Below are 13,203 nucleotides of genomic sequence, written 5' to 3' on the forward strand. Positions count from 1 at the left end.
CCGCCCGGCGTCAGTCGATCCGGCGGGACGGGGGGAGGTCGGTGACGGCGGGCATCCGGCCCTTGACGGTGACGAGGACGTCGACGACGAGGGAGCCCACGACGACGACGATGAGGGTCAGCCCGAGGACCGACGGCTCGAGCCAGGGCTGGTCGCGCAGCAGCACCGTGACGATGAGGAAGAGCACGAGCTTCACGAGCCACCCGCCCATCACGACGCCGAGGAACACGGCCGGGTACGCGTCCGATGACGCGAACCGGTTGGCGACCAGGATGCTGAGGGCCGTGGCGCCCATGAACACGAGGCCCATGGCGGCGCCGAGGAGCCCGCCGACGAGCCCCGGGACGCCCGCCACGGCGTAGCCGAGGGGCGCGGCGACGACCGCGATGCCTCCCGCCAGGACGGCGCCCCACAGGAGGACTCGGCTCATCACGATGCTCGAGCTCGGTCGGGTGGACGCGGTCATGATCCGCTCCTCTGCTGGGTCTGCGGCTCGGGCTGCTCCGAGGCGGCGTCGAGCGGGTCGAACTGGGCGGCGGCGACGGCCGGCGGCGCGGACTGGACGGCCGCCTCGACGGCCTTCCGGCGGGATAGGGGGGCGAGCGTGAGCGCCGCGCAGACGAGGAGCCCCACGGCGAGGAACGCGATCGCCCAGGCGTAGGGCTTCACGACGAAGAACAGGAACGCCCCGATCGAGACGACGGCCGTCCACGCGTAGAAGAGCAGGACCGCGTGCACGACGCTGTGCCCCATGTCGAGGAGCCGGTGGTGCAGGTGCTGGCGGTCCGCGCTGAACGGCGACTTACCCGCACGCAGGCGCCGCGTGACGGCGAGCGCGAAGTCGAGGAACGGGACGACGAGAATCGCGATCGGCAGCAGGATCGGCAGGAACGCGGGGAACAGTGAGGCCCGGCCGAACTCGGAGATCTGCGCGGGATCGACCTGGCCGGTCACGGCGATCGCGGACGTCGCCATGAGCAGCCCGACGAGGTACGCGCCCGCGTCGCCCATGAACAGCTTCGCCGGGTGCCAGTTGAGCGGCAGGAAGCCCACGCACGCGCCGATGACGACCGCCGAGATGAGGGAGGCCAGGTTGAAGTAGTTGTTCGGGCTCGTCATCACCACGAGCAGGTAGCTGTAGAGGAAGAACACGCCGTTGGCGATGATCGCGACGCCCGCGACGAGCCCGTCCAGGCCGTCGATGAAGTTGACGGCGTTCATCACGAAGACGACGGCGAACACCGTGAGGATGAGCGACATCCAGGAGGAGCCGACCGTGAGCTGGCCGAGCGGGAGCGTCGTGATCGCGACGCCCTGCCAGGCGAGCACCCCGCCCGCGAGGATCTGACCCGCGAGCTTGATCATCCAGTCCAGGTCGAGCAGGTCGTCCGCCACTCCGATCGCGACGATGATCAGCGCGGCGAGGAGGATCGCCCAGATCTTGCCCGGCTCGGCGTAGACCAGGCGGAAGAACGGGATCTGCGACGCGACGCCGAGCGCGACGGCGACGCCCGCGAACATGGCGACGCCGCCGAGCCGGGGCGTCGGCCGGGTGTGGACGTCCCGCTCGCGGATCTGCGGGTGCAACCGGAACTTCATGCCGAGCCGGTAGACGACCCAGGACAGCACGAAGGTGACGACCGCGGACAGGAGCCCCATGAGGGCGAGCAGGGTCACGGGGATCGCTCCAGCGCGTCGCCTGCGACCCCGCGCAGCTCGTCCTCGGTCAGGACGCCGGCGCGGACGGTGCGCAGCGGTCCCGTGCCCGCCGCATGCGCGGTGGCGTCGAGGATCGTCGACGGGACGGGACCCGGGGTCGGCCCGCCGTCGAGGTAGACGGCGATGGAGTCGCCGAGCTGGTCGACGGCCTCCTGGATCCGGGTCGCGGGCGGCTGCCCGGTGAGGTTGGCGCTCGAGACGGCGAGCGGACCCGTCTCGCTGAGCAGCTCGAGGGCGATGCGGTTGTCCGGCATCCGCAGCGCGACGGTGCCGCCGGTCTCCCCCAGGTCCCAGGCGAGCGAGGGGCGGGCGGGCAGGATCACCGTGAGCGGCCCCGGCCAGAACCGGGTCACCAGCTCGCGCACGACGTCGGGCACCGTCTCCGCGAGCGCGTCGAGGGTGGGGATCCCGGGCACGAGCACGGGCGGCGGCGACTGCCGGCCCCTGCCCTTCGCGTCGAGGAGGCGCTGGACGGCGTCCGGGGAGAAGGCGTCGGCGGCGACTCCGTACACCGTGTCGGTGGGGAGGACGACGAGTTCGCCGCGCCCGATGGCACCCCGCGCGAGGCGCATGCCGGGGAGGAGATCGGACTCGGCGGAGCAGTCGAAGATGCGCGCCATGTCGCATCCGAGTGTAGGGCGTGGCGCACGGCCTCCCCTGTGCCCTCGGGCCCCCTCCCGCGCGGCGGGCCTCCGGCGGCCCTTCGCGCGGCCCCGCGGCCTCCCTGTCTGCGCGGATCAGGAGTTTCCACGCGGATCAGGACGGAAGGGCCGATCCGCACGCGGATCAGGACCCGCTGCGGCGTGTCGCGGCGGATCTCCTGATCCGCGCAACACCGTCAGGCGGCACGACGGAAGGCGGGGAGGAGGAGGGCGACCACCGTGAGGGCGGCGAAGGCGGCGGCGCACACGGCGATCGCCGTCGTCGCGTCGAAGGCGGCGATCGCGGCGCCGATGGCGACGGGCGCGAGCGGTGCGGCCGCGCCGACGACGAGGCCGAGGGTCGACTGCGCACGGCCGACGAGGTGGTCCGGGCACCGCTCGGACAGGGCGCCGAAGAGGCTCGCCTGGACGGCGGGTGCGAGGAGGAAGGCGGCGGCGCCGGCGAGCCCGATCGCGATCGGCGAGGTGAGCGGGAGCAGGGCGAGCGTCGCCACCGTGTCGACGAGGGCGGCCGCGCGGAACACGGTCGCGGGCCTCCACCGGCGCTGGATCGCGGGCGTCAGCAGGGCGCCGACGAGACCGCCGCCTGCGCTCAGGGCGAAGAGGACGCCGAGCTCGGCCGGAGCCGCGCCGCGCTCCCGCGCGAACACGAGGATCGCGAGCCCCACGGCGCCGAACACCGCCACGAGCGCCGCGACCCAGAGGCCGGCGGGCAGGAGGAGCGGATCCGAGCGCAGCCAGCGCCAGCCGCCCGCGAGCCGCTCCCGGACGGGCGGCGGCGTCCACCGGGGCGCGCGGACCGCGACCACGAGGAGGGAGGAGACGAGGTAGCTCCCGGCGTCCGCGGCGAACGGCAGCGCGGGGTGGATCCCGTACAGCCCTCCGCCGGCCACCGGCCCGACCAGCCCGGCGATCGCGGTCCGCGACTGCATGCGCCCCACGGCGAGAGCGCGCTCCTCGGCCGGAACCACCGCGCGGACCAGGGAGAACTCCGCGGGACCGAACACCGTCCCGAGCGCGACCTCGAGGGCGACGGCCACGAGGACGAGGGGCAGCGAGGCGGCGCCGGCCAGGATCGCGAGCGCGAGGCCGCCGATGAGGGTCGCGCGGGCGAGGTCGGCGGCGATCATGAGGAACCGCGGCGCGCGGCGGTCCGCGAGGATGCCGCCCGGCACCTTGAGGAGCAGGCCCGTCCCCGCCGTCACAGCGCCGACGAGTCCCGCCTGCACCGGGTCGCCCGTCAGGTCGAGGACGAGCAGCGGATACGCGAGCGACGAGATGCTCGTCCCGAGCGCCGACGCGGCCTGGGACACCCAGAGGAGCGCGAAGGACCGCCGCATGGCCGGATTCTAGGAACGGCGGCGCCGGCTACGGGCGCAGGGCGGACGTCGCGCGCGGGCGGCCGGTGAGGTCCACCACCGTCGCGGCGGCGCGCCAGCCGTCGGCCGTGAGGAGCGCGCGCACGTCGGGGCCCTGGGTCTCGCCGTGCTCGAGGACCAGGGTGCCGCCGGGGCGGAGCAGGCGCAGGGCCGTGCGGGACACGACGCGGATGACGTCGAGGCCGTCCTCGCCGCCGTAGAGCGCGGCCTCGGGGTCGTGGAGGCGCACCTCGGGATCGCGCGGCACGGCGTCCCGCGGGATGTACGGCGGGTTGGACACCACGACGGAGACCCGGCCGTCGAGCTCGGGGAGCGCGTCGGCGAGGTCCGCGAACACGAGCCGCGCGTTGCCGAGGCCCGTCCGCTTGAGGTTCTCCCGCGTCCAGAGGAAGGCCTGCGGCGAGTTCTCGACGCCGACGACGAGGGCGTGCGGCACCTCGGCCGCGAGCGACAGGGCGATGGCGCCGCTGCCCGTGCCGAGGTCGACCGCGATCGGCTCCGGAGTCGCGTCCGCCCGGAGCGCGTCGATGGCGACCTGGGCGACCTGCTCGGTCTCCGGCCGGGGCACGAAGACGCCCGGCCCCACGGCGAGCTCGAGCGTGCGGAACGCCGCGACACCCGTGAGGTGCTGCAGCGGCTCGCGCGCGGCGCGCCGCTCGACGAGGCGCGCGAACCGGTCCGCGGCCTCCGCGGCGAGGTCCGAGCCCGCGAGGGAGAGCGCCTGCACCCGGCCGCGCGTCACGCCGAGGACGTGCGCGAGCAGCAGCTCGGCGTCCACGTCGGGCGAGGGGACGCGAGCGCGTGTCAGCAGCTCGACGGCGTCGCGCAGGGCCTGAGCCACCGACCCGCCCGCGCGGGCCGAGGCTCCTGTGGCAGGACCCGCGGAAGCCGGCAGGTCACGCATCGGCGGACGCGAGGGCGGCGAGCCGCGCCTCCTCGTCGGCCTGGATCGCCGACTGCACGATCGGCTCGAGCGCCCCGTCCATCACCTGATCGAGGTTGTAGGCCTTGTACCCGGTGCGGTGGTCCGCGACCCGGTTCTCCGGGAAGTTGTAGGTCCGGATGCGCTCGGAGCGGTCGACGGTGCGGATCTGGCTCTTGCGGGCGGCGGAGGCCTCCGCGTCGATCGCCTCCTGCTGCGCGGCGAGCAGCCGGGCGCGCAGGACGCGCATCGCGGCCTCGCGGTTCTGCAGCTGGCTCTTCTCGTTCTGCATCGAGACGACGATCCCCGTCGGCAGGTGCGTGATGCGGACCGCCGAGTCCGTGGTGTTGACGGACTGCCCGCCGGGCCCGGACGAGCGGAACACGTCGATGCGCAGGTCGTTCGGGTTGATGTCGACCTCCTCCGGCGCGTCCACCTCCGGGAAGACGAGCACGCCCGCCGCCGAGGTGTGGATGCGCCCCTGCGACTCGGTCGCCGGCACGCGCTGGACGCGGTGCACGCCGCCCTCGTACTTGAGGTGCGCCCAGACGCCCTCCGACGGATCCGTCGAGCTGCCCTTGATGGCGACCTGCACGTCCTTGTAGCCGCCGAGGTCACTCTCCGTCTTGTCGAGGAGCTCGGTGCGCCAGCCCTTCGACTCGGCGTAGTGCAGGTACATGCGGAGCAGGTCGGCGGCGAACAGCGCCGACTCCTCGCCGCCCTCGCCGGCCTTGACCTCGAGGATCACGTCGCGTCCGTCGTCGGGGTCGCGCGGGATGAGGAGCCGTCGCAGCCGCTCCTGGGCGGCGGCGTGCTGCTCCTCGAGCGCCGGGATCTCCTCCGCGAAGGACGCATCCTCGGACGCCAGCTCGCGCGCGGCCTCGAGGTCCTCCCCCAGCTGCGTCCACGTCTGGTACGCCGCGACGATCTGGCTCAGCTCGGCGTAGCGCCGGTTGATCCGTCTCGCGCGAGCGGCATCCGCGTGGACCGCCGGGTCCGCCAGCTGCTCCTGCAGCTGCTCGTGCTCGGCCAGCAGCCCTGCCACCGACTCGAACACGCTCAGCCCTCGCGGGAGTGGTGGCTGCCGCCGTTCCCGTTCGCGCCGGGCAGCGACTTCTGGATCTGCATGAGGAACTCGACGTTCGACTGCGTCTCCTTGAGCTTCCCGAGCACGACCTCGAGCGCCTGCTGGGTCTCGAGACCCGCGAGCGCACGGCGCAGCTTCCAGGTGACCTTCACCTCGTCCTCGCCCATCAGCATCTCCTCACGGCGGGTGCCGGAGGCGCTGACGTCGACGGCGGGGAAGATCCGCTTGTCGGCGAGGTGGCGGGAGAGCCGGAGCTCCATGTTCCCGGTGCCCTTGAACTCCTCGAAGATGACCTCGTCCATCTTGGAGCCGGTCTCCACGAGCGCGGTCGCGAGGATCGTGAGCGAGCCGCCGTTCTCGATGTTGCGCGCGGCACCGAAGAAGCGCTTCGGCGGGTAGAGCGCCGCCGAGTCGACGCCGCCCGACAGGATGCGGCCCGAGGGCGGCGCGGTGATGTTGTACGCGCGGCCGAGGCGGGTGATCGAGTCGAGCAGCACGACCACGTCGTAGCCGAGCTCGACGAGGCGCTTGGCGCGCTCGATCGCGAGCTCCGCGACCGTGGTGTGGTCCTCGGCGGGACGGTCGAAGGTCGAGGCGATGACCTCGCCCTTCACCGTGCGCTGCATGTCGGTGACCTCCTCGGGGCGCTCGTCGACGAGCACGACCATGAGGTGGACCTCGGGATTGTTCTTCGCGATCGCTCCCGCGATGGCCTGCAGGATCAGCGTCTTGCCGGCCTTCGGCGGCGAGACGATGAGCCCGCGCTGGCCCTTGCCGATGGGCGCGACGAGGTCGATGATGCGCGTCGACAGCTTGCCCGGCTCGGTCTCGAGGCGAAGGCGCTCCTGCGGGTAGAGCGGGGTGAGCTTGCCGAACTCGACGCGGTTCGCCGCCTCCTCGACGGCGAGGCCGTTGATCGAGTCGATCTTGACGAGCGCGTTGTACTTCTGGCGGCCGGCCTCCCCGTCGCGGGGCTGGCGGATCGCGCCGACGACGGCGTCGCCCTTGCGCAGGTTGTACTTCTTCACCTGGCCCAGCGAGACGTAGACGTCATTCACACCCGGGAGGTATCCGGTGGTGCGCACGAACGCGTAGTTGTCGAGAACGTCGAGGATGCCCGCGACCGGGATGAGGACGTCGTCCTCGCCGATCTCCGGCTCGAAGTCGTCGCCCACAGGGCCGCGGCGCTTGCGGTCGCGGTAGCGGCTGCGGCCGCCGCGCTCCTGCCGGTCGGCCTCGGTCTGCTGGCCGTTCTGGCCCTGCTGCTGGCGGTCGCCCTGCTGCCGGTCGCCCTGCTGCTGGCGGTCGCCCTGCTGCTGGCGGTCGCCCTGCTGCCGGTCGCCCTGCTGCTGCCGGTCACCCTGCTGCTGCCGGTCGCCCTGCTGCCGGTCACCCTGCTGCTGCCGGTCACCCTGCTGCTGCCGGTCGCCCTGCTGGCGGTCACCCTGCTGCTGCCGGTCGCCCTGCTGCCGGTCACCCTGCTGCTGCCGGTCACCCTGCTGCTGGCGGTCCTGGTTGCGGTCGCGGTCGCGGTTGCGGCCCCGCCGCCCCCGTCCCTCGCCCTGCTCGCGGCCGCCGGTCTCGGCGCCGGACTCCTCCGCCGCCTCGGGGTGGGTGCCGTCGTGCTGGCCCTCCTGAGGGGCCTCGTCGGTGGACGCCTCCTCGGCCGTGGCCTCGACGTCCTCGGTGATGCCGGTCTCGCCGCGGTTGACGTGCTCGGCGGCCTTCTTCGGCTCGGCCGGCTGGTTCTCCTGGTCCGCGGCGACGTCGGCGCTCGTGGCGCGGCGTCCGCGGCGGCGGGGCGGGATGACCGTCTCGGTGGCGTCGGCGGGCTCCTCGACGGGAGCGGGCTGCTCCGCGTCGGCGGGCTGCTCGGCGGGCGCGGGCTCCTCGGCGGCGGGCTGCTCGGCCTCGACCGGCTGCTCCGCGACGTCCGCGCCCTGCTCCTCGACGGGACCGCCGAGCGCCTCGGCGACGTTGTGCGCGGGCATGTCCTGCTCGGCGGCAGGCTGGTCGGCGGCCGGCGCCTCGTCCGCGGCAGGCTGGTCGCCGGCCGGCGCCTCGTCCGTGGCGGGCTGCTCGGGCGCTGCGGGCACCTCGGCGGCCGCGGCGGAGGGCTCGTCAACGGGCTGCTCGCCCTCGTCGGCGGCAGCGGGCTGCTCCTCGCCGGTCTGCTCCTCGCCGGCCGCGGCGGGCTGCTCATCAGCGGCGGCCGGAGCGGCCTCGGCCGCCTGCTCGTCGGCGGCGGGAGCCGCGTCGTCGGCGGACGGCGCCTCCGGCGCGGCGTCGCCCGTCGGCTGCTCCCCGCTCTGGTCGTCGGCGGGCGTGGGGTCGAGCACGTCGGTGCCGGATTCGGCCTGTGCGTCGGAGATTGCCTCCACGAGTTCTCCCTTTCGGAGTCGGGCTGCGTTCCTGATGCCGAGGGCGGATGCGATCGCCTGCAGCTCCGCGAGGCGCAGCGCCGTCAGCGGGGCCGCAGACGCGGCGCTGATGTCGACATCAGTCACGAAGAAGGTTTCCTTGATCCCAAGATCGGGCATGCGCCGCGTCCCGGACTGTTCCAGTCTGGACGCTCGCGAACCCTCGGGTTTCGATAGCACCCGGTGTGCCGGATCCCGGAGACCGGGTGAGGGCGGGAGATCCCGACGCTAAGAGGACAGCGTCGATCGCACCGGATGCGGGACCACTGTAGCACCCTTGAAGTCGACGGCCAGCATCAGCGGCTCCCAGCGGGTCTCGGCGTGCCGGGCGACGAGGTCGGCCGCGTCGAGGCGCTGAGCGGGCCCACTGGCGAGCACGAGGATGGACGGGCCGGCGCCGGACACGACGGCGGCGTAGCCGTTCTGGCGCAGCAGGCGGACGAGCCGATCGGTCTCGGGCATCGCCGCCGCACGGTAGTTCTGGTGCAGCTTGTCCTCGGTGGCGGCGAGCAGGAGCTCCGGGCTCTGCACCAGCGCCGCGACGAGCAGCGCGGACCGGGAGACGTTGAACGCGGCGTCCTCGTGCGGGACGGACAGCGGCTGGAGGCTGCGCGCGAGCGAGGTCGACATCGTGTGCTCGGGCACGAACACGAGCGTCGACACCCCGCGGTGGACGATGAGCTTCTTGTGCTGCGGCCCGGTCGGGTCCACCCACGCGATCGTGAGACCGCCGAAGAGCGCCGGCGCGACGTTGTCCGGGTGCCCCTCCATCTCCGTCGCGAGGGCGAGGAGGGCGTCCGCGTCGAGCTCGACCTCCCCCTCGAGCAGGCCCTTCGCGGCCATGATCCCCGACACGACGGCGGCTCCCGAGGACCCGAGGCCGCGGCCGTGCGGGATCGAGTTGCGCGCCACGAGGTGCAGCCCGGGCAGCTCGCGCCCGACCGAGCGGAACGCGTGCGCGATCGACCGCACCACGAGGTTGGTCTCGTCGGTCGGCACCTCGCCCTCGCCGACCCCATGGACCTCGACCGTGACGCCGGGGCCGTCGGTCGCGGTGACGATCAGCTCGTCGTAGAGCGACAGCGCGACGCCGAGCGAGTCGAAGCCGGGACCGAGGTTCGCGCTGGTGGCGGGCACCCGGACGGTGACCGTGCGCCCGTCGAGCGCGGTCACGCGGCGGTCCCGGCCGGCGCCAGACCGAGGAGGGAGGCGATCGAGTCGGCGTCGACGGGGACGCTGGTCGGCGTCACATCGGACCCGTCGGCCGCGCGCAGTGCCCACTGCGGGTCCTTGAGGCCGTGCCCGGTCACGGTGAGCACGACGGTCGCGCCCTTCGGGACCACGCCGGCCGCGCTGCGCTCGAGGAGACCGGCGACGCTGATCGCCGACGCGGGCTCGACGAAGATGCCGACCTCGGCGGAGAGGATCCGGTGCGCCTCGAGGATCGCGGCGTCCTCGATCGCGCCGAAGTAGCCGTCGCTGTCGTCACGCGCGGCGAGCGCGAGCTCCCAGGACGCCGGGTTCCCGATGCGGATGGCGCTCGCGATGGTCTCGGGATGCCGCACGGGCGCGCCGAGGACGATCGGCGCGCTGCCCGCGGCCTGAAACCCGAACATGCGCGGCAGGACGTCGGTCTCGCCGCGGTCGAGCTCCTCGCGGTAGCCGCGGTGGTAGGCCGTGTAGTTCCCCGCGTTGCCCACCGGGATGAAGTGGAAGTCGGGCGCGCGGCCGAGGGTCTCGACGACCTCGAACGCCGCCGTCTTCTGCCCCTCGATCCGGTCGGGGTTCACCGAGTTGACGAGGTGCACGGGGTACTTCTCGGCGAGGTCCCGAGCGAGGTCGAGGCAGTCGTCGAAGTTGCCCTGCACCTGGAGCAGCTGCGCGTTGTGGGCGATCGCCTGGCTCAGCTTGCCCATCGCGATCTTGCCCTCGGGCACCAGCACGGCGGCGGTGATGCCGGCGTGGGTCGCGTACGCCGCGGCGGACGCCGACGTGTTGCCCGTTGAGGCGCAGATGACGGCCTTCGCACCGTGCTCGAGCGCCTTCGAGATCGCCATGGTCATCCCGCGGTCCTTGAAGGACCCGGTCGGGTTCATGCCCTCGAACTTCACCCAGACGTCGGCGCCGGTGCGCTGCGAGAGCGCGGGTGCGGGCAGGAGCGGCGTGCCGCCCTCGCCCAGGGTGACCACGGGGGTCGCGTCACTGACGTCGAGCCGGTCGGCGTATTCGCGGATGACGCCGCGCCACTGATGCGCCACGCTCACTCTCCTTCGATTCGGAGCACGGATTGGACGGCGACGACGGCCTCGAGCCCGTTGAGTGCTGCCACGGTCGCGGAGAGTGCCGCCTCCGTCGCCGTGTGCGTGCCGATGACCAGGGTAGCGGTGCCCTCGACGGTCGGTGCCGCGACCGTCTGCTCGACCGTCTCGACGCTCACCCCGTGCTCGGAGAAGATGGCGGCGATCGTGGCCAGGACTCCGGGCCGGTCCTCGACCGCGAGGGTCACCCGGTACTGCGTCGTGACCCGCGAGATGTCGAGCACGGGCAGGTCGGCGGACACCGACTCGGCGACGCCGGGACCGCCCGCGACGTGCCGCCGGGCCGCGGAGACGAGGTCGCCGAGCACCGCGGACGCGGTCTCCACTCCCCCGGCCCCGGCGCCGTAGAACATGAGGCTGCCGGCGGCCTCCGCCTCGACGAACACCGCGTTGTTCGCGCCCCGCACCGCGCCGAGCGGATGCTCCCGGGGCACGAGCGCCGGGTACACCCGGGCGCTCACGCCCTCCTGGCCGGTGTCGGGGTCCGCGAGCCGCTCGCAGATGGCGAGGAGCTTGACCACGTACCCCGCCTTCCGGGCGCCCTCCACCTCTGCGGCGGTCAGCCGGGTGATGCCCTCCCGGTGCACGGCCTCGACCGGGACGCGGGTGTGGAACGCGAGACTCGCGAGGATCGCGGCCTTCTGCGCCGCGTCGTGCCCCTCGACGTCGCCGGTCGGGTCCGCCTCGGCGTACCCCAGCGCGGTCGCGGTCGCGAGCGCCGTGCCGAAGTCGTCGCCCGCGGTCTCCATCCGGTCGAGGATGAAGTTCGTCGTCCCGTTGACGATGCCGAGGATCCGCTTCACCCGGTCGCCCGCGAGGCTGTCGCGGAGGGGCCGGATGATCGGGATCGCGCCGCCGACCGCCGCCTCGTAGTAGAGCTGGGCGCCGACCTGCTCGGCGAGGTCGAACAGCTCGGGACCGTGCGTCGCGAGGAGCGCCTTGTTGCCCGTGATCACGTCGGCGCCCGAGCCGAGCGCGAGGAGCAGGTACTCGCGGGCGGGCTCGATGCCGCCCATCAGCTCGATGACGATGTCGGCGCCGAGGATCAGGTCGCGGGCGTTCGTGGTGAGCAGCTCGCGGGGGATGCCGTCCGCGCGCGGGGCGTCGAGGTCGCGCACGGCGATCCCGCGCAGCTCCAGCCGGGCGCCGGTGCGCGCCTCGAGCTCGTCGCCGTGCTGGAGGAGCAGCCGCGCGACCTGCCCGCCCACCGATCCCGCTCCGAGCAGAGCGATCGACAGCGTGCGGTACTCGATCACGGGGCCTCCTGGGGGCGGGCGTCGGCGTCGCGCCGGAGCAGGTCGGCGACCGTCTCGCCGTGCACGAGGATGCGGGACGCGCCGTTCTTGACGGCGACGACGGGCGGACGGCCGATGTGGTTGTAGTTGCTCGCGAGCGACCAGCAGTAGGCGCCGGTCGCGGGGACGGCGAGCAGGTCACCGGGACGCACGTCGCCCGGGAGGTACTCGGCGTTCACGACGATGTCGCCGCTCTCGCAGTGCTTGCCGGCCACGCGCACGAGCGCGGGCTCGGCGTCCGACTCGCGGGAGGCGATCCGCGCCGAGTACTCGGCGCCGTACAGCTCGGGCCGCGGGTTGTCGCTCATCCCGCCGTCGACGCTCACGTAGCGGCGGACGGCCGAGCCGTTCTCGGTCTCGACGCGCACGTCCTTGATCGTGCCGACCTCGTAGAGCGTGACGCCGGCCGGGCCGATGATGGATCGTCCGGGCTCGATCGCGATGTCGGGGACCGGGATGCCGAGGCGCGAGCACTCCCCGGCGACGATGTCCGCCATCTCGCGGGCGATCTCGGCGATCGGCCGGGGGTCGTCGGCGCCCGTGTAGGCGATGCCGAAGCCGCCGCCGAGGTTGAGCTCGGGGACGGGGCCGCCCTCCAGCAGCCCGCGCTGCACCTCGAGGAGGCGGCGAGCCGCCTCACCGAAGCCGCCGGTGTCGAAGATCTGCGAGCCGATGTGCGAGTGCAGCCCGACGAACTCCAGGGCGGGCTCCGCCCGGATCGTCTCGACGATCTCCGGGATGTCCTGCACCGGCAGCCCGAACTTCTGGTCCTCGCGGGCGGTCGCGAGGAACTCGTGCGTCGAGGCGTGCACGCCGCTGTTGACCCGGATGCGGACCCTCTGGCGGGCGCCGCGCTCTCGCGCGACCCGGGCGAGGTTCTCGAGCTCCATGCGGCTGTCGAGGATGATCGTGCCGACGCCCGCCTCGACGGCGGCCTCGAGCTCGCGCGTCGACTTGTTGTTGCCGTGGTAGCCGATCCGGCCCGGGTCGAACCCCGCGGCGAGCGCCACCGCGAACTCGCCGTCGCTCGCGACGTCCAGGTGCAGCCCGAGCTCCTGCATCCAGCGCGCGACGCCGACCGAGAGGAAGGCCTTGCCGGCGTAGTACACCTTGACCCGGGCGCCGAGGGCTCCGAACGCGTCGCCGAAAACCCGCACGATCTCGGCGGCACGGGCGCGGGCGTCCGCCTCGTCGACCACGTAGACGGGAGTGCCGTACCGCTCGGCGAGCTCGCTCGCGCGCACACCGGCGACCTCCAGCTCGCCGTCGCGGCGCGACGCGCCGGAGGGCCAGATGGCCGGGGAGAGCTCGTTGGCGTCGCGCGGCACGGCGAGCCACGCAGGCGCGAGCGGGTTCGGGGCGGTCACGAGAGCTCCGGTCGAAGTCGGCGAGGGCGAGCGA

11 protein-coding genes are annotated in these 13,203 nt (G+C 73.5%); all 11 read right to left on the reverse strand.

The window, feature by feature from the left end:
• Positions 1-10: 10 nt before the first annotated feature.
• Positions 11-466: a hypothetical protein gene (locus J3P30_RS00950; RefSeq protein WP_210479053.1), complete on the reverse strand. Its 456-nt coding sequence runs from the start codon at positions 464-466 to the stop codon at positions 11-13.
• Positions 463-1,677 carry an MraY family glycosyltransferase gene (locus tag J3P30_RS00955; RefSeq protein ID WP_210479055.1) on the reverse strand — a complete coding sequence of 405 codons (1,215 nt, stop codon included), beginning with the start codon at positions 1,675-1,677 and terminating at the stop codon, positions 463-465. Before J3P30_RS00955 ends, J3P30_RS00950 begins: the two co-directional genes overlap by 4 nt.
• Complete coding sequence (locus J3P30_RS00960; protein WP_210479057.1) at positions 1,674-2,339, reverse strand: L-threonylcarbamoyladenylate synthase; 666 nt, start codon at positions 2,337-2,339, stop codon at positions 1,674-1,676. Before J3P30_RS00960 ends, J3P30_RS00955 begins: the two co-directional genes overlap by 4 nt.
• A gap of 218 nt (positions 2,340-2,557) precedes the next feature.
• Positions 2,558-3,721 (reverse strand): MFS transporter, encoded by a 1,164-nt coding sequence (locus J3P30_RS00965; RefSeq protein ID WP_210479059.1) that lies wholly within the window; start codon positions 3,719-3,721, stop codon positions 2,558-2,560.
• A 28-nt stretch (positions 3,722-3,749) separates the two neighbouring features.
• Complete coding sequence (gene prmC, locus J3P30_RS00970; protein ID WP_210479061.1) at positions 3,750-4,664, reverse strand: peptide chain release factor N(5)-glutamine methyltransferase; 915 nt, start codon at positions 4,662-4,664, stop codon at positions 3,750-3,752.
• The gene (prfA, locus tag J3P30_RS00975) at positions 4,657-5,739 is read right to left on the reverse strand and encodes a peptide chain release factor 1 (RefSeq protein ID WP_210479063.1); all 1,083 of its coding nucleotides are present in this window, start codon (positions 5,737-5,739) and stop codon (positions 4,657-4,659) included. The genes prmC and prfA overlap by 8 nt, the downstream gene beginning before the upstream one ends.
• Before the next feature lie 2 nt (positions 5,740-5,741).
• Positions 5,742-8,276 carry a transcription termination factor Rho gene (gene rho / locus J3P30_RS00980; protein ID WP_307807343.1) on the reverse strand — a complete coding sequence of 845 codons (2,535 nt, stop codon included), beginning with the start codon at positions 8,274-8,276 and terminating at the stop codon, positions 5,742-5,744.
• Positions 8,277-8,417: 141 nt separating this feature from the next.
• On the reverse strand, positions 8,418-9,362 hold the full coding sequence (thrB, locus tag J3P30_RS00985) for a homoserine kinase (RefSeq protein ID WP_210479072.1): 945 nt from the start codon (positions 9,360-9,362) through the stop codon (positions 8,418-8,420).
• On the reverse strand, positions 9,359-10,447 hold the full coding sequence (thrC, locus tag J3P30_RS00990) for a threonine synthase (RefSeq protein WP_210479074.1): 1,089 nt from the start codon (positions 10,445-10,447) through the stop codon (positions 9,359-9,361). The genes thrB and thrC overlap by 4 nt, the downstream gene beginning before the upstream one ends.
• Positions 10,448-10,449: 2 nt before the next feature.
• The gene (locus J3P30_RS00995; protein WP_210479076.1) at positions 10,450-11,763 is read right to left on the reverse strand and encodes a homoserine dehydrogenase; all 1,314 of its coding nucleotides are present in this window, start codon (positions 11,761-11,763) and stop codon (positions 10,450-10,452) included.
• A complete protein-coding gene (gene lysA / locus J3P30_RS01000; protein WP_210479083.1) occupies positions 11,760-13,169 on the reverse strand; it encodes a diaminopimelate decarboxylase in 1,410 nt (469 codons plus the stop codon). The genes J3P30_RS00995 and lysA overlap by 4 nt, the downstream gene beginning before the upstream one ends.
• Between the last annotated feature and the right edge of the window lie 34 nt (positions 13,170-13,203).

The organism is Naasia sp. SYSU D00948 (assembly GCF_017916515.1).
Lineage (GTDB): Bacteria > Actinomycetota > Actinomycetes > Actinomycetales > Microbacteriaceae > Naasia.